Here is a 17,172-nt window from a genome sequence, read left to right on the forward strand (position 1 = left end):
GCGAGTCCGAATTGTCTGCCTCACTCCACAGTAGCGCGCATCTGCTGTATTCCGATGACTCCGAGCAGGTCCAACTTTTGTCTGGCATCGGTTCCCGGCTGCGGTGAGTAGACCATCAGGTGCTGGCCCTCCTTCTGTGTCGCCAGGGTCTCGCAATGGACCGCGACGACTCCGACGTCGGGATGCACGAACCGCTTGATTGCCGGCGCTTTGAACGCGACCCGGTGCTCGCTCCATACCTTCTCGAATTCTTCGCTCTCGGCGCGTAACCGAGCGAGAAGAGGCGCGATTTCCTTGTCGCCTGCCCGACGCGCGGATACTGCGCGCAGGTCCGCAACATGCTTGTGCGCCAAGCCCTCCCAGTCCTCCTCGACGAACATCCGTCGCGCGTCGGGATTCATGAAGAATCGCCACACCACGTACCGATCGAGACCCGTGTAGTCGGGCGCACCACCGGACAACGCGTCGAACATCGCGTTGGAGGCGAGGATCTCGCCGAGATCGGTGACCACGCACGCGGGGGTGTCGTCCAGCTTGGTCAGCAGATGCATCAAACCAGGACCGACGTGACGATCCGCGCCGATCCGCGTGGGTGCTGCCTGGCCGGCGAGTATGTAGAGATGGTCACGTTCGTCGTCGTCGAGACGGAGGGCGCGGGCCAACGAACCGAGAATCTGCGTGGACGGATGCGGGCCACGGCGTTGTTCGAGCCGGGTGTAGTAGTCGGTCGACATACCTGCGAGCAACGCGACTTCGTCGCGCCGAAGTCCCGGTGTACGACGCCTCGATCCCGGAGATACACCGACGTCGGCGGGCGTCAGAAGCTCCCGTCGTCGACGGAGGAAATCGGCAAGCTCGTCTCGTTCCACTCTTCGAGTGTGCTCCTCGGTAAGCCTCCCAGCCAGGGATCGCCGGTCCCCCGACAACCGCTCTCTGCCGAGGACGTCGATCGGGGCCGACAGTAGAACTCATGACACAACTCGGAAGCACAGGACCAACCGTCTCCCGCATCGGACTCGGCGGGATGGGCATGTCGGGCGCATACGGCGACTCCGACGACAGCGAATCGATCCGGACCATCCACGCGGCGATCGACGCGGGTGTCTCCCTGGTGGACACAGGTGACTTCTACGGTGCGGGGCACAATGAAATGCTGATCGGCCGGGCGTTGAAAGAGAGAAATCGCGAGGACGTCGTTCTGTCGGTGAAGTTCGGTGCACTTCGCGGGCCCGACGGCAGCTGGCTCGGATTCGACGGTAGGCCGGAGGCGGTCAAGAGTGCACTCGGCTACTCGTTGCAGCGCCTGGGCGTCGACCACATCGACATCTACCGACCAGCCCGTCTCGACCCACAGGTACCCATCGAGGACACCGTCGGCGCCGTCGCCGAGATGGTCGAGGCAGGCTACGTCCGCCACATCGGATTGTCCGAGGTCGGCAGTGCCACCCTGCGGCGCGCAGCGGCCGTTCATCCCATCGCGGATCTGCAGATCGAGTACGCAATCGTCTCCCGCGGCATCGAGGCGGACATCCTCCCTACTGCCCGCGAACTCGGCGTCGGGATCACCGCGTACGGGGTGCTGTCGCGAGGCTTGCTCAGCGATCGTTTCCGCGGCAACACAGCCATGGCCGCGAACGATTTCCGCGCCCACAGCCCACGCTTCCAGGGTGAGAACCTCACGCGGAACGTCGAACTCGTAGAGACGCTCGCCGCGATCGCCGACGAGCGCGGAGCAACCGTCGCACAGCTCGCGATTGCCTGGGTGCTCTCGCGCGGCGAGGACATCGTGCCGGTCATCGGAGCGCGGACCGTCCAACGATTGACCGAAACCATTGCGGCGCAGACGATCCTGCTATCGGATCAGGACGCCACTCGGATCGAGAAGGCCGTGCCGGCCGATGCGGTCGCAGGTGACCGCTACGCCGAGGCTCAGATGGCTCAGCTCGACAGCGAGCGCGCCAGCGCAATCCACCGGGCATCGGCGTCGAACAGTGCAGTTCGGTCGTAGGTCGACGTGGAGGCCAGGATCTCGTCCGGCGAGGTGACGTCGATCAGCTTCTCGAGCTGGGAGGCCACCTCGTCGGGCGTCCCAAGGACCGCGCTGGCGAGCGACCGCTCCACGCGCTCGCGGGTCCGCGCCGGGGCAGCGTCGAGATCGATCTTCGACGGGTGGACCAGCGGAGGGAACTCTCCGGTGCGCCGTGACTGCGCCATCGCCCACGCCTCGGGGAGTGCCAGTTCGCGCGCCTCGTCGGTGCTGTCGGCGACGGTGATGTCGAGGGAGACGACGACCCGCGGTTCGGGGTTTTTCGGCGTCGGGACGAACTTGCGGCGATAGACCTCCAGTGCAGATCCGTCGCCCTTCAGTATCGGCCCGCCCACCACGACCGGAAGTCCGGCTTTTGCCGCCACCGCGAGGCCCTGTCCCGTCGCAAGGACGTAGATCGGGGGCGCGGGAACAGCCGGACGGATCGTCACCGCCGCCGTACCGTCGAGATAACTGTGAAGCTCGTCCAGGTCCGCGGCGAACGTGTCCGGCTCGTCGCGACCGGTGCGAAGGGCCCTTCTGACCGGCTCGGTGAACCCGAGGGACCGGCCGATGCCGACATCGACCCGGCCCGGGAACAAAGCCTCGAGCATCGCGAACTGCTCGGCGACGACGAACGGCTGATGATTGGGCAGCATCACTCCCCCGGACCCGATGCGGATCTTCGAGGTCGTCGCGCCGATCGCGGCCAAGAGGACCGGGGGCGCTCCGCTCGCGATGCCGGGCACGCCGTGGTGCTCGGCTACCCAGAATCGGTGGTATCCGAGCTTCTCCGCGTTGACGGCCCTGTCGATCGTCGCCTTCAGCGCAGCGGCATCGCTGTACCCGTCGCGGGTTCGGGAGCGATCGAGCAAGGACAAGAGCACAATTGCACCAACCTTAGGTTCGTCGCTCATATTTCCCGCTTTGTTCGCGGACCGTATCTGTCCTCGATCAGCGCGAAGATATCTCTACCCGAGAGAAGGAGACCACCATGGACATCAAACTCGAGCTCGTCATCATTCCAGTTTCCGACGTGGACCGCGCGAAGGACTTCTACGTGAAGATCGGGTTCAACCCCGATCACGACATGAGCCCCTCGGAGGGCATCCGGTTCGTGCAGCTGACCCCACCGGGTTCTGCGTGCTCGATCGCCATTGGGAATGGCATCACCGAGGCGACGCCAGGCAGCGTCGAGGGTCTACAGGTCGTCGTTGCCAGCGCCGAGAAGGCACGTGAGCATTTGGTGGCCGCAGGCCTCGAGATCGAACCCGTCGTCGACCTCGGGTGGGGGAAGTTCGTCTTCTTCGCCGACCCCGACGGAAACAAGTGGGCGGTGCAGGAATTGCCTCAGTACTCATAACATCGGTGCTCATAACATCAGTACTCATAACGTCAGGGACGCTCGGATTCCTCGATGGTCCGACCCCGGAAGATCCACCACCGCTACGTCGGTCACCTCGGCGCCGCGGACGAGGACGTGATCGATCGCGATGAGGGGCGGGAGCGTCCAGTCGGCGCGGTACGTCGCGAGATGACCGGCCCCGACCTCGATCGCAGCGTCCCGGTAGCCGCCGGTCAGCAGGTTGCGATACCGCTTGTGGTCGTAGGTGGCATTGAAATCGCCCGCAACCACCACGGGGCCGTCGTCGGCCGGGATCTTGGCGAGCAACTGTCCGATGGCCGCCAGCTCCCGCACCCAGGTCTCCGGGTGACGCGGCCACGGCGGTACGGGATGGACCGCGAACAGCAAGGGCAACGGCCCCCCCGGCACCTTCACCCGCGCCGAGAGTAGTTCGGTGACGTAACCGTCGTGACGTTGTTGGTCGTCGATGGGATGCCGCGAGTAGATGCCGGTGCCGTTTCCGCCCGACGCGGTGCTGACGAACGACTGCGGAAGCCTGTCGAGGAGGCCCTTCTCCACGAGGCGTCCGTGCGCCGCCGGAGTGAGTTCGACGACGGTGAGCACGTCCGGTTCGTACCGGTCCACCAGGGCGATGATCGCATCGGCGTCAGCCTTGCCGAGCAGAATATTCGCGTGCAGGACGCTGAACGGCGTGCCGTCGGTCGGCCGTCGCCGGAACCGGTTGACTCGAAGCGACGCCTGTGTCGACGCGGCCGCAACGACGGCAAGGGCCCCGACCACCGCTCCCACCGGGCCGAGGCCGACCGTCAGCAGCAAAGCGCCCGGAACCGAGGCCATCAAGGGAATGCGCGCGAGTGCGCCTGCGACGAGCACCACTTGATTCTTGGAATCGACCACATGCGCGACGACGGCCAGCAATGCAACCGTCACAAAAACGGCGCCGAGAACGATGATCATCTAGGCGATACTCCCACCTCGAACTGAGGAGAGTCTGGGAAGTTTCACCGTTCGATGACGTCGGGTCGCTTTTGGCCGGATGAATAGGGAAGAATGCTTTTTCGGGTCGGGATCGAGTGCAGGGGACACATCACACGTGAAACGCAGGCAACTGCTTCAGCTCGCAGCAGCAGGACTGGTCGGAATGACGGCGCCCCCTTTGGTGTGGGGTGGACGCGCGGGAGCCGTCCCCATCGGCGTCGGCTCGATTCAGTCACTGGTACCCGAGCTGTTCGCCGACCCGCCGCGTCCTCCTGATCACTCCTCGGTCCTCGTGATCGGTTCCGGCTTCGGAGCAAGCGCGGCTGCTTTGCGTTTCGCCCAGGCCGGGAGCCACGTCACCGTTCTCGAACGCGGACTCAGGTGGCCGCGTGACCCGTGGCGCGAAATCTTCACCGCCGACATGACCGCCGACGGCCGTGGTCTGTGGCAGCAAGGTTCGTTCACCAACATCACGGGCATGCCCGTCGGTCCGGTGGACCGTTTCGGCGGAGTTCTCGATACCACCCGCTTCGAGAATCTGTCGGTGTGGAGGGCAGCTGCCGTCGGCGGTGGTTCGATCGTCTACACAGGCGTCACCATCGCGCCGGAAAAAAGATTCTTCGATCTGTCGTTCGGCGGCAAACTCGACTACGACGAGATGGCACGGACCTGGTACCCGAAGGCACGCTCGATGTTGCTGCCCTCGACGATGCCGGGCGACATCTACAACAGCCCCAACTTCGCGCATTCTCGGACATGGGACGACCATGCCCGACGCGCAGGCTTCACCCCCGAGGCCGTGGACGGCAACTGGAATTGGAGCGTGGTGCGCGACGAGATCGCCGGCCGGTCCCGTCCGTCCGCGACCATCGGAGCCAGCACGTTCGGAAACTCCAACGGCGCAAAGCACGATCTGACTCAGAACTACATCCCGCAGGCCGAGGGAACGGGCCGCACGACGGTCAGCCACAGTCATGAGGTCGCCTCGATCGGCACCGAATCCGGTGGCCGTTACCGCGTCGAGGTACGACGACTCTCCCCCGCGGGCGATGTCCTCGAGACCCGGACCCTTACGTGCGACAAACTCGTTCTCGGCGCCGGCTCCATCGGCACGACAGAACTGCTGCTCCGCGCGCAGGCCACCGGCGCACTCGGCAACTTGAACGAATTCGTCGGGCGCGGCTGGGGTACCAACGGCGACGCATCGATGACCAGGTCCCTCGGGCCCGCTGCCGGCACACCGCAGGCAGCGCCATGTGCGTCGCGCATCGTCGACGAATCCGGCCTTCCGCTGACCGTCGAGAACTGGTACGTCCCCGGCGTCCCGTGGGATCTCGGGTTCCTCGGCTCGCTCGGCATGACCATCGACCCGCTCCGCGCCGATTTCCGTTACGACGCAGGCAGCGACGGAATGACCCTCTCGTGGCCGAAGGGCGGAAGCCGCGACACCGTCGAATCGCTACGGGCAGTGCAGAACCGGATGGCCGAAGCCGGCGGGACGGTGGTGTCGGCCGAACCGTTCACCCGTGACGTCGACGACACCTTCACCGCGCACCCACTCGGCGGCGCCGTACTCGGGGACGTCACCGACTCGCACGGCCGAGTCAAAGGCCACGACGGCCTCTACGTCGTCGACGGCGCCCTGATCCCCGGAAGCACCGGCGCGGCGAACCCGTCGCTCACCATCACAGCATTAGCCGAGCGCAACGTCGCTCGGATCATCGCCGACGGGCGCTGACCCCGTGCGTGCGTAATTACGTCCCGGCGTAACTACGCACGCACGACCTGAGTCAGCCCAGCTGAATTTCCGGGCGTCCTTCGGGAACGGTGACCGTCGTTGCCGTTCTGATCGACGCGCCCGGCCTCGATACTGCATCGAGTACCCGTACCTCCGAACGCCATTCGTTCGGCGTGAGTCGGCCACGAAGGTAGCCACGTCGCGCGTTACCGAACTTGACGTGTGGAGAACAGGCTGCGATCGCGGCACCCGTCCCATCGACATCGGCGCCGTCCTTGCCCGACGCGATCGACGTCGTTGCGATCTCGACGCCCACGACCGGAGACACCTGATCCTGGTAGTCACGTTGGAGTTCGGAGACGATCGTGCGGTGGATATCGCCGACGATCGACGCGACGTTCTTCGTCCCTCGATCCCGCGCCCCGTCCAGAATGCGATGCCGCGACGCCTCGTAACCGCTCCACGGATCCATGCCGACCTTGCGGTCACCGTCCAATCCCTGCGCGAGGTCGGAGATGACCGTCTGGTGCGCAAGGAAATTCCACGTCGAGGGCGACGAGAACCCGTCGAGAATCCATTGCTCTTGCTCGGCACCGGTGATCGTCCGTGACGGATCAGCCGTCTCGGCGTTCTGCGCGTGTTCCTTGTCGCCGTTCGCTTGATCGCTGCGGTACTGACGGGTGTCGAGCACGGAGAAGTCGACGAGGTCGCCGAAAGAGAATCGGCGGTAGACCTTCATGTCGGGTCCTGCCGGTTTCACGTTCGCGCGGACAGGAGTGTTCTCCCACCACGCTTTGAACGCATCCGCCCTGCGTAACAGAAACTCTCGCGGATCATCGCCATCCTGGCTGATGTCCGACGCCCAGTTGTTGTCGACCTCGTGGTCGTCGAACGTCGACACGAACGGTGCCGACGCATGAGCCGCGGCGAGGTTTTCGTCCGCCTTGTACAGTGCGTATCGATCGCGATAGTCGCTGAGCTGCATGGTTTCTCGACTTGCGGATTCCGGCATGGGCTGGCCCGCCCGCGCTCCTTCGTCCTTGATGGCGTACTCGTAGATGTAGTCGCCGAGGAAGAAGACGACGTCCAGATTCGACTGTGCGAGATCGGAGTACGCGCCGAAGTAACCGTCCTCCCATTTCTGGCACGACGCCCATGCGAAGTCGAGTTGCTGGAGGGCCTGCCCGGCGGCAGGCGCGGTTTTCGTGCGGCCCACTGGACTCGAGTGTGGCCCGACGAGGAAGCGATAGAAATACTCCCGTCCTGGATTCAGGCCTTTGACGTCGATATGCAAGGACCAGCCGTCGAACTCGGTGGCGAGATCGATCCCCTCCTGCGCGATCGATGTGAACTTCTCATCGGTCGCGATCTGCCACCTCACCGGGACCACGCCCGGCGTCATCCCGCCCTGGTACGCAAAGGGATCCGTTGCAAGTCGGGTCCAGAGCAGCACCGAATCCGGAAGCGGGTCGCCCGAGGCCACCCCGAGCCGGAACGGGTAGTCCGGAGGTATCGCCGACTGCGCGCGAGCCGTTGCCGAACTGAGTTCCGGCGCGAACGCAAGCGCTCCCACCAACGCACTCCACGTCAGGAACTGCCTGCGCGTCGCTCCTCCGCTCAGCGAGATGTCACGGCCGATTCGTAGATTGCTTCTCCCCATCGTTCGAGGCTCTACCGCTGGAGCGAACTGGGCACGTCTCCGGCCTGAAGGCGTGGTGAACTCGCGCTGACGCGCCCGTGCGCGCAAACGTACCGCCCGACGTCACTACGCACTCACGAGCTGCGACCTCGTCGTGCGTGCGTAGTAGCCGCGGGGTGTCACTACGCGCGCACGGGCGAAGCCACACGGACCGTACTTGTCCGCAATTCGGCGCACAGTGGCAGTCGTGACATCACCGGATCGCACAGGCTCCCAGATCGACCACCTCAACTTCGGCGTATCGGACCTGCAGGCCAGCGCGGAGTTCTACCGCGGAGCGCTTGCACCGCTGGGGATAACCGAGATCATGCGCGTACCTCCTGGCGCCGAGCAGCTCGCGATGATCGCTTTCGGCTGGGCACACGTGAAGCCGTTCTTCTGGATCGTCGACGCCCCCGGCTCGCAGGTCGGCCCGCATACCCATCTGGCCTTCAGCGCACCCGATCGCACGACGGTCGACGCTTTCCACGACGCTGCACTCGCCGCGGGGGCCACCGAGTTGCGTCCCCCAGGACTACAGCCGGAGTATCACGCAACCTACTACGGATCCTTCGTCCGCGACCTCAACGGCATCGACCTGGAAGCCGTGTGCCACCACGTTTAGGCGAGCGTGCCCCGCTCGCGCACCTGAGCTCTGAGGCGCGTCATCACATCGCCCAGAGCCGCCAGATCCGCGTCGTCCAACCCTTCGAAGAACAGCCGCTGCACAAGGGCGACGTGGTCGGGCGCCGCCTCCTCGACCGCGCGTCGGCCCAGCGCGGTCAGCAACGCGTCCGTTGCTCGGCCGTCCGATGCTGATGCCCGACGTTCGGTGAGCCCGCGTCCGCACATCCGTTTCAGGTGGTGCGACAACCGGCTACGTTCCCAGCCGATCTCCGACGCCAGCTCACTGACCCGCCTACGCCCGTCCGGGCTGTCGGCCAGCGCCACCAGGACCGAGTAGTCGGCGAGGGACAGTTGGTGATCTTCGGTGAGTTGACGATTCATCTCGTACGTCATCTGCAGTGACAGGCCCATGTAGGCACGCCAGACGACGGCCTGCTCCGACGACAACCATGGAGGATCGGGCGCCCCCGCTTTGCGTGACATATCATGTACTTTCCGGCTCGAATGGTCCCAACCTTAGAGGGAACACATGACACAAGAAATCAAGGCCGATGCGGTTCGTCGCAACGTACTGGAGGTTTTCAACGCCGATGACGACGGTAGTCGCCGCGAACTCATCGAATCCCTGTATCACCCCGACGCAGTCTTCTACGAAGCCGAAAGCACGGCGACCGGGCGAGATGCCATCGTCGACGCGGTTCGCGCGCTGCACGAGAACACCGCTGGACTCACGTTCAGCGTGGCGATCGAACCCACGGTGATCGCGGACCTCGCGCGCATCTCGTGGGCTCTGTCGCCGCCCGACGGCCCCGCGGTCGTCACCGGCATGGACGTCGTCGTCTTCGACGGTGACAAAATCTCGAAGCTGTACACATTCCTCGATCCCCAGTAGTTCGCGAACACGAAAAAGCCCCGCACCTCGAAAGGTGCGGGGCTTTCCAGTGGTGCGGTTGAGTGCCTAGCGGTATTCGTTGGAGAAACCGTAGTCGTCGAGCGGCACTGCAGCACCGGTTCCCTGGCCGAAGCCGTCCGGGCTGTAGTACTGATCGTCGTACGACGGCACAGCGTACGCCGCTGCGCGTGCCTCTTCGGTCGGCTGCACCGTGATGTTCCGGTACCGGTTGATGCCGGTACCAGCCGGGATGAGCTTACCGATGATGACGTTCTCCTTGAGACCGATGAGCTTGTCGCTGCGGGTGTTGATGGCCGCATCGGTGAGCACACGAGTGGTCTCCTGGAAGGACGCTGCCGACAGCCAAGAATCGGTTGCCAGCGACGCCTTGGTGATACCCATCAGGACCGGACGTCCGGCTGCGGGCTCGCCACCTTCGGCGACGACGCGACGGTTCGACGCCTCGAACTCGCTGCGCTCGGTGAGAGAACCGGGCAGGAATTCGGTGGAGCCGGAGTCGATGATCGTCACACGACGGAGCATCTGGCGCACGATCGTCTCGACGTGCTTGTCGTGAATCGACACGCCCTGACTGCGGTACACCTCCTGGACCTCGTTGACCAGGTGGATCTGAACCTGGCGAGGACCCATCACGCGCAGAACCTCGTGCGGATCGGCAGCACCTTCCATGAGCTGCTGGCCGACCTCGACGTGGTCACCGTCCGCCAGAAGGCGCTCGGTGCCGTCGTCGTGCTTGAAGACGCGCAGACGCTGACGCTTGGAGAGCTTGTCGTAGACAACCTCTTCGCCGCCGTCGTCCGGGACGATGGTGATCTTGTAGAAACGATCGCCGTCCTCGAGCTGAATGCGTCCCGACACGTCCGCGATAGGAGCCTTGCCCTTCGGCACACGTGCCTCGAACAGCTCCGTCACGCGAGGCAGACCACCGGTGATGTCATCTCCGGCGACACCACCCTGGTGGAAGGTACGCATGGTCAGCTGAGTACCGGGCTCACCGATCGACTGAGCCGCGACGATACCGACGGCCTCACCGATGTCGACGAGCTTGCCGGTGGCCATCGAACGGCCGTAGCAGGTAGCGCAGACGCCGGTGCCGGTGGTGCAGGTGAGCACCGAACGGACCTTGACCTCGGTGATGCCCGCATCGATGAGTGCATCGATGGCCGGGTCGCCGACGTCGTGTCCACGAGCGACGATGATGTTGCCATCGGCGTCGATCGCATCGGTTGCCAGCGTGCGTGCACGGGTGCTGGTCTCGACGTGGGCGTCGCGGATCATGGTGCCGTCCGCGAGCTTCTCGGCGATGGTCGTGACGATGCCGCGCTCGGTGCCACAGTCGGTTTCCCGAACGATGACATCCTGCGAGACGTCGACGAGACGACGCGTCAGGTAGCCCGAGTCGGCGGTACGAAGCGCCGTGTCGGCCAGACCCTTACGAGCACCGTGCGTGTTGATGAAGTACTCGAGGACCGTCAGGCCTTCCTTGAAGGAAGACTTGATCGGACGCGGGATGAACTCACCCTTCGGGTTGGTCACGAGGCCCTTCATACCGGCGAGCGACCGCACCTGAGTCATGTTTCCGGCTGCACCGGACTTCACGATCATCGGGATGGGGTTGTCGTCGGGGAAGTGCGCCTCCATGGCCTTACCGACCTGCTCGGTGGCGTCCTGCCAGATCTTGACCAGTGCGGAGTTGCGCTCGACCTTGTCGAGTGCGCCACGCTGGTACTTCTTCTCGATCTGGTCGGCCTGAGCCTCGAACGTCTCCATGATCTGCGGCTTCTCCGGCGGCACGAGGACGTCGGAGATCGAGATGGTGACACCCGAACGCGTGGCCCAGTAGAAGCCTGCGTCCTTGAGCTTGTCGACGGTCTGAGCGACGACGATCATCGGGTAACGCTCGGCGAGATCGTTGATGATGGTCGACTGACGCTTCTTCGGCATCTGCTCGTTGACGAACGGGTAGTCCGCCGGGAGCAGCTCGTTGAAGATGACGCGTCCCAGAGTGGTCTGCGCGGTCCAGGCCTCGCCACGACGCCAGCCGTTCGGGAACAGCTCGGCTTCGATGTCGAGCGGCGGACGCTGCGTCGTCAGACGAACACGAATCAGCGACTGCACGGTGAGCGAACCGCGGTCGACAGCCATCTGCGCTTCGGCAGGGCTGCTGTACGCACCGAACTCGGCCTCGTCGGTCTTGGCATCGGCACGCTCGCCGATGGCACCGTCGTCGAGACGAGTGAGGTGGAACAGACCCGTGACCATGTCCAGACGCGGCATGGCGAGCGGGCGACCCGACGCGGGCGAGAGGATGTTGTTCGAGGACAGCATCAGGATGCGTGCCTCGGCCTGAGCCTCTGCCGACAGCGGAAGGTGAACAGCCATCTGGTCACCGTCGAAGTCGGCGTTGAACGCCTCACAGACGAGCGGGTGCAGCTGGATGGCCTTGCCCTCGACGAGCTGTGGCTCGAACGCCTGGATGCCCAACCGGTGCAGGGTAGGTGCACGGTTCAGCAGCACGGGGTGCTCGGCGATGACCTCTTCGAGGACGTCCCACACCTGCGGACGCTGGCGCTCGACCATGCGCTTGGCCGACTTGATGTTCTGCGCGTGGTTCAGATCGACCAGACGCTTCATCACGAACGGCTTGAACAGCTCGAGAGCCATCAGCTTGGGCAGACCACACTGGTGCAGCTTGAGCTGAGGACCGACGACGATGACCGAACGGCCCGAGTAGTCGACGCGCTTCCCGAGAAGGTTCTGACGGAAGCGACCCTGCTTGCCCTTGAGCAAGTCGGACAGCGACTTGAGCGGACGGTTGCCCGGTCCGGTGACCGGACGTCCACGACGACCGTTGTCGAACAGTGCGTCGACCGACTCCTGCAGCATCCGCTTCTCGTTGTTGACGATGATCTCGGGAGCACCGAGATCGATCAGACGCTTGAGGCGGTTGTTGCGGTTGATGACGCGGCGGTACAGGTCGTTGAGGTCGGACGTAGCGAAACGTCCACCGTCGAGCTGAACCATCGGACGAAGCTCCGGCGGGATGACCGGAACAGCGTCGAGGACCATGCCCATCGGCGAGTTACGGCCGGCCTGGAACGCGGCGACGACCTTGAGACGCTTCAGCGCGCGAAGCTTCTTCTGGCCCTTGCCGCTACGAATGGTCTCGCGCAGGTTTTCGGCTTCGGCGTCGACGTCGAAGGTCTGCATGAGCTTCTGGATCGACTCGGCACCCATGGCACCGGTGAAGTACTCGCCGTAGCGATCGATGAGCTCACGGTAGATGAGCTCGTCGACGATGAGCTGCTTCGGCGACAGCTTGGTGAAGGTGGTCCAGATCTCTTCGAGACGATCCAGCTCACGCTGCGCACGGTCACGGAGCTGACGCATCTCGCGCTCGCCGCCGTCCTTGACCTTGCGGCGGACGTCGGACTTGGCGCCCTCGGCCTCCAGCTCGGCGATGTCGGCTTCGAGCTTCTGCGCCCGAGCCTCCAGATCGGCGTCGCGCTGATCTGCGACGGCCTTCTTCTCGACCTCCATCTCGGCCTCGAGCGTCGAGAGCTCGTTGTGACGGAGCTCGTCGTCGACCGTGGTGATGACGTAGGCAGCGAAGTAGATGATCTTTTCCAGATCCTTCGGTGCCAGGTCGAGCAGGTATCCGAGGCGTGACGGGACGCCCTTGAAGTACCAGATGTGCGTGACGGGTGCGGCCAGTTCGATGTGGCCCATGCGCTCACGACGAACCTTGGCGCGAGTGACCTCGACGCCGCAACGCTCGCAGATGATGCCCTTGAAGCGGACGCGCTTGTACTTACCGCAGTAGCACTCCCAGTCCCGAGTGGGGCCGAAGATCTTCTCGCAGAAGAGGCCGTCCTTCTCGGGCTTGAGCGTGCGGTAGTTGATGGTCTCCGGCTTCTTGACCTCGCCGTAGGACCACTGACGGATGTCGTCTGCAGTGGCGAGGCCAATGCGGAGTTCATCGAAGAAGTTGACGTCGAGCACGTAACTTCCTTTCCCCGTGATGGGTGTTGTGCTGCTGCTGATCAGATCAAAGGTGTTCGCCCTGCGGGCTTGCAGCGATGCAAGCCCGCAGGACCGAGAGAACTACTGCGCGAGATCGTCGACCGTCGCAGCTTCGTTGCGGGAGAGGTTGATTCCCAGGTTGGCTGCGGCACGCTCGAGATCCTCGTCGTCACCGTCGGCCATCGTGATGGCTGCGCCGTCCGAGGACAGCACCTCCACGTTGAGGCACAGCGACTGGAGCTCCTTGAGAAGCACCTTGAAGGACTCGGGGATACCCGGCTCCGGGATGTTCTCGCCCTTGACGATGGCTTCGTACACCTTCACGCGGCCGACGACGTCGTCCGACTTGATGGTGAGAAGCTCCTGCAGCGTGTATGCAGCGCCGTACGCCTGCATGGCCCAGCACTCCATCTCACCGAAGCGCTGACCACCGAACTGAGCCTTACCACCGAGGGGCTGCTGCGTGATCATCGAGTACGGCCCGGTCGAACGAGCGTGGATCTTGTCGTCGACCAAGTGGTGCAGCTTGATGATGTACATGTAGCCCACCGACACCGGGTACGGGAACGGCTCGCCGGAGCGGCCGTCGAACAAGGTGGCCTTTCCGTCGGAACCGACCATCTGCTCGCCGTCGCGGTTGGGAATTGTGCTCTCCAGCAAGCCGGTGAGCTGATTTTCCTTGGCGCCGTCGAACACTGGGGTGGCGATGTTGCTGTCTGCAGGTGCCGACAGCATTTCCTCCGGCAGACGCTCGGCCCAATCGGGCCTCGTGCCGTCCGTCGCGACCTGGACATTCCAGCCGGTCTTGCCGATCCACCCGAGGTGGGTCTCCAAGATCTGACCGATGTTCATGCGACGCGGAACACCGTGGGTGTTCAGGATGATGTCGATCGGAGTGCCGTCGGACATGAACGGCATGTCCTCCTGCGGGAGGATCTTGCCGATGACACCCTTGTTGCCGTGGCGGCCGGCCAGCTTGTCGCCGTCCTGGATCTTGCGCTTCTGAGCGACGTAGACGCGCACGAGCTCGTTGACGCCGGGAGGCAGATCGTCGTCGTCCTCGCGCGAGAACACGCGAATGCCGATGACCTTTCCGTTCTCGCCGTGCGGAACCTTGAGCGACGTGTCGCGAACCTCGCGAGCCTTCTCACCGAAGATTGCGCGCAGAAGACGCTCTTCCGGGGTCAGCTCGGTCTCGCCCTTCGGCGTGACCTTTCCGACCAGCACGTCGCCGTCACGAACCTCGGCACCGATACGGATGATGCCGCGCTCGTCGAGGTCAGCGAGGACCTCGTCCGAGACGTTCGGGATGTCGCGAGTGATCTCCTCGGCACCGAGCTTGGTGTCGCGGGCGTCGATCTCGTGCTCCTCGATGTGGATCGAGGTGAGAACGTCCTCTTCCACGAGGCGCTGCGAAAGAATGATCGCGTCCTCGTAGTTGTGGCCTTCCCACGGCATGATCGCCACGAGCAGGTTCTTGCCGAGCGCCATTTCGCCGTCTTCGGTGCAAGGACCGTCCGCGAGGACCTGGCCGGACTCGACGCGCTGACCCTCGTCCACGATGGGACGCTGGTTGGCGCACGTGCCCTGGTTCGAGCGTGCGAACTTGCGCATCCGGTACGTCTTGCGGCTTCCGTCGTCGGCCATGACCGTGACGTAGTCCGCGGAGACCTCTTCGACGACGCCCGTCTTGTCGCTGATGACCACGTCACCGGCATCGACTGCAGCACGAAGCTCCATACCGGTACCGACGAGCGGCGACTCACTGCGAACCAGCGGGACGGCCTGACGCTGCATGTTGGCACCCATGAGTGCACGGTTTGCGTCGTCGTGCTCGAGGAACGGAATCATCGCGGTAGCGACCGAGACCATCTGACGAGGCGAAACGTCCATGTAGTCGATGTCGGAGGACGAGACGAACTCGACCTCTCCACCCTTACGACGGACGAGAATCTTGTCCTCGACGAAGTGGCCGCTGTTGTCGACAGGCGAGTTGGCCTGCGCGAGCGTGTGGCGATCCTCTTCGTCTGCGGTCAGGTAATCGACATCGTCGGTGACCTGGCCATCGACGACCTTGCGGTACGGGGTTTCGATGAAGCCGAACGGGTTGACCCGTGCGTACACCGACAGCGAACCGATCAGGCCGATGTTCGGGCCTTCTGGGGTCTCGATGGGACACATGCGGCCGTAGTGCGACGGGTGAACGTCACGAACCTCGAGGCCGGCGCGCTCACGAGAGAGACCACCGGGTCCAAGGGCGGACAGACGACGCTTGTGCGTCAAGCCCGACAGCGGGTTGTTCTGGTCCATGAACTGCGACAGCTGGGAGGTTCCGAAGAACTCCTTGATCGCGGCGACGACGGGACGGATGTTGATCAGGGTCTGCGGCGTGATGGCCTCGACGTCCTGAGTGGTCATACGTTCGCGAACGACGCGCTCCATGCGGGACAGGCCCACGCGGATCTGGTTCTGGATCAGCTCGCCGACGGTACGGAGACGACGGTTACCGAAGTGGTCGATGTCGTCGACCTCAACAGGAACCTCGACGCCCTCGGGTGCCGTCATCGAGGTGTCACCTGCGTGCAGACGCACGAGGTACTCGATGGTAGCGACAATGTCTTCCTCGGTGAGGGTCGACGCCACGATCGGCTGGCCCGAGTTGAGGCCCAGCTTCTTGTTGATCTTGTAACGACCCACGCGAGCGAGGTCGTAGCGCTTGTCCTTGAAGAACAGGTTCTCCAGCAGAGTCTGCGCGGATTCCTTCGTGGGCGGCTCGCCCGGACGCAACTTGCGGTAGATGTCGAGGAGAGCCTCGTCGGTACCGGCTGTGTTGTCCTTCTCCAAAGTGGCCATGAGGATCTCGGAGAAGCCGAAGCGCTCCGTGATCTGCTCGGTGGTCCACCCGAGAGCCTTGAGCAGCACCGTGACGGGCTGGCGACGCTTACGGTCGATACGGACACCAACGGTGTCGCGCTTGTCGACGTCGAACTCGAGCCACGCACCGCGACCAGGAATGACCTTGACGCTGTGCAGGTCCTTCTCCGTCGTCTTGTCGATCGAATGATCGAAGTAGACGCCGGGCGAACGGACGAGCTGCGAGACGACGACGCGCTCGGTTCCGTTGATGATGAAGGTGCCCTTGTCGGTCATCATGGGGAAATCGCCCATGAAGACCGTCTGGCTCTTGATTTCACCGGTGTTGTTATTGATGAACTCGGCGGTGACGAACAGCGGAGCCGCGTACGTCATGTCCTTGTCCTTGCACTCGTCCATCGAGGCCTTGACCTCGTCGAACCGTGGATCGGAGAAGGAGAGAGACATCGAGCCCGAGAAGTCCTCGATAGGAGAAAGCTCGGTCAGGATGTCCTCGAGACCGCCGGAGACACTGCTGTCTCCGCGCGCGGCGGCACGGTCGCGCCAACTCTGCGCACCTACCAGCCATTCGAAAGAGTCCGTCTGTACATCTAGGAGACCGGGTACCTCCAACGGCTCGCGAATATTCGCGAACGAAACCCTCCTCGGGGCTCCCGGTGTTCCGACAACTGCCTTGGTCTGGCTAGAGACTGCCAAGATGCGTCCTTCCAGCACCTCACGCGGGCCGCTCGTGCAGTGCGACCGCCGCTGTATCTGCTTGCTTAATGTGGGGCGAATTCGCTGGTCACAACCAGACCGAATCCCCACTGCAATCTCTTCGAAGTAATCACTTCGCAGACACGGCAATCGAGAGGTGGACAGGAGGCAGCCAGCGCAACGTCCAAAGATACCCCAAATGTGCGCACGGCGCAACAGGGGCATCAAAAGTAGCACCCGAGATCGGAACCCG

Annotated in this window: 12 protein-coding genes; 5 read left to right on the forward strand and 7 right to left on the reverse strand. The window is 63.9% G+C overall.

What is annotated here, in order from left to right:
- Positions 1–20: 20 nt before the first annotated feature.
- A complete protein-coding gene (locus D8W71_RS24670) occupies positions 21–869 on the reverse strand; it encodes a helix-turn-helix transcriptional regulator (protein WP_121117461.1) in 849 nt (282 codons plus the stop codon).
- Between the two features lie 101 nt (positions 870–970).
- On the opposite strand from D8W71_RS24670, the gene D8W71_RS24675 reads away from it, so the two are divergent.
- Positions 971–2,008, forward strand: a complete 1,038-nt coding sequence (locus D8W71_RS24675) for an aldo/keto reductase (RefSeq protein ID WP_121117463.1) — start codon at positions 971–973, stop codon at positions 2,006–2,008.
- On the opposite strand, the gene D8W71_RS24680 is transcribed toward D8W71_RS24675, so the two are convergent.
- Complete coding sequence (locus D8W71_RS24680) at positions 1,939–2,943, reverse strand: MsnO8 family LLM class oxidoreductase (RefSeq protein WP_121117465.1); 1,005 nt, start codon at positions 2,941–2,943, stop codon at positions 1,939–1,941. The two genes, D8W71_RS24675 and D8W71_RS24680, sit on opposite strands and share 70 nt — an antisense overlap.
- 77 nt (positions 2,944–3,020) lie before the next feature.
- Here D8W71_RS24680 and D8W71_RS24685 point away from each other — a divergent pair, with 77 nt between their 5' ends.
- Entirely contained in the window at positions 3,021–3,389 is a 369-nt protein-coding gene (locus tag D8W71_RS24685) for a VOC family protein (RefSeq protein ID WP_121117467.1), read from the forward strand.
- Positions 3,390–3,413: 24 nt separating this feature from the next.
- Here the strand turns inward: D8W71_RS24685 and D8W71_RS24690 are convergent, their stop codons facing one another.
- Complete coding sequence (locus tag D8W71_RS24690; RefSeq protein ID WP_121117469.1) at positions 3,414–4,349, reverse strand: endonuclease/exonuclease/phosphatase family protein; 936 nt, start codon at positions 4,347–4,349, stop codon at positions 3,414–3,416.
- Positions 4,350–4,485: 136 nt separating this feature from the next.
- Between D8W71_RS24690 and D8W71_RS24695 the strand changes: the two genes are divergently transcribed.
- The gene (locus D8W71_RS24695) at positions 4,486–6,108 is read left to right on the forward strand and encodes a GMC oxidoreductase (RefSeq protein WP_121117471.1); all 1,623 of its coding nucleotides are present in this window, start codon (positions 4,486–4,488) and stop codon (positions 6,106–6,108) included.
- 52 nt (positions 6,109–6,160) lie between these two features.
- Here D8W71_RS24695 and D8W71_RS24700 read toward each other — a convergent pair whose 3' ends face one another.
- Positions 6,161–7,768 (reverse strand): alkaline phosphatase D family protein, encoded by a 1,608-nt coding sequence (locus D8W71_RS24700; RefSeq protein WP_121117473.1) that lies wholly within the window; start codon positions 7,766–7,768, stop codon positions 6,161–6,163.
- Positions 7,769–7,994: 226 nt separating this feature from the next.
- Here D8W71_RS24700 and D8W71_RS24705 point away from each other — a divergent pair, with 226 nt between their 5' ends.
- On the forward strand, positions 7,995–8,411 hold the full coding sequence (locus D8W71_RS24705) for a VOC family protein (RefSeq protein ID WP_121119870.1): 417 nt from the start codon (positions 7,995–7,997) through the stop codon (positions 8,409–8,411).
- Here D8W71_RS24705 and D8W71_RS24710 read toward each other — a convergent pair.
- Positions 8,408–8,896 carry a MarR family winged helix-turn-helix transcriptional regulator gene (locus D8W71_RS24710; RefSeq protein ID WP_121117475.1) on the reverse strand — a complete coding sequence of 163 codons (489 nt, stop codon included), beginning with the start codon at positions 8,894–8,896 and terminating at the stop codon, positions 8,408–8,410. The two genes, D8W71_RS24705 and D8W71_RS24710, sit on opposite strands and share 4 nt — an antisense overlap.
- A gap of 46 nt (positions 8,897–8,942) precedes the next feature.
- Between D8W71_RS24710 and D8W71_RS24715 the strand changes: the two genes are divergently transcribed.
- Positions 8,943–9,305: a nuclear transport factor 2 family protein gene (locus tag D8W71_RS24715; protein ID WP_121117477.1), complete on the forward strand. Its 363-nt coding sequence runs from the start codon at positions 8,943–8,945 to the stop codon at positions 9,303–9,305.
- Positions 9,306–9,371: 66 nt separating this feature from the next.
- Here D8W71_RS24715 and D8W71_RS24720 read toward each other — a convergent pair whose 3' ends face one another.
- Both D8W71_RS24720 and rpoB read right to left on the reverse strand, forming a co-directional pair.
- Positions 9,372–13,328, reverse strand: coding sequence for a DNA-directed RNA polymerase subunit beta' (locus tag D8W71_RS24720; protein WP_121117479.1), 3,957 nt, complete (start codon positions 13,326–13,328; stop codon positions 9,372–9,374).
- Positions 13,329–13,430: 102 nt separating this feature from the next.
- A complete protein-coding gene (gene rpoB / locus D8W71_RS24725; RefSeq protein ID WP_121117481.1) occupies positions 13,431–16,937 on the reverse strand; it encodes a DNA-directed RNA polymerase subunit beta in 3,507 nt (1,168 codons plus the stop codon).
- Positions 16,938–17,172: the final 235 nt, after the last annotated feature.

Source organism: Rhodococcus sp. P1Y (assembly GCF_003641205.1).
Classification (GTDB): Bacteria; Actinomycetota; Actinomycetes; order Mycobacteriales; family Mycobacteriaceae; genus Rhodococcoides.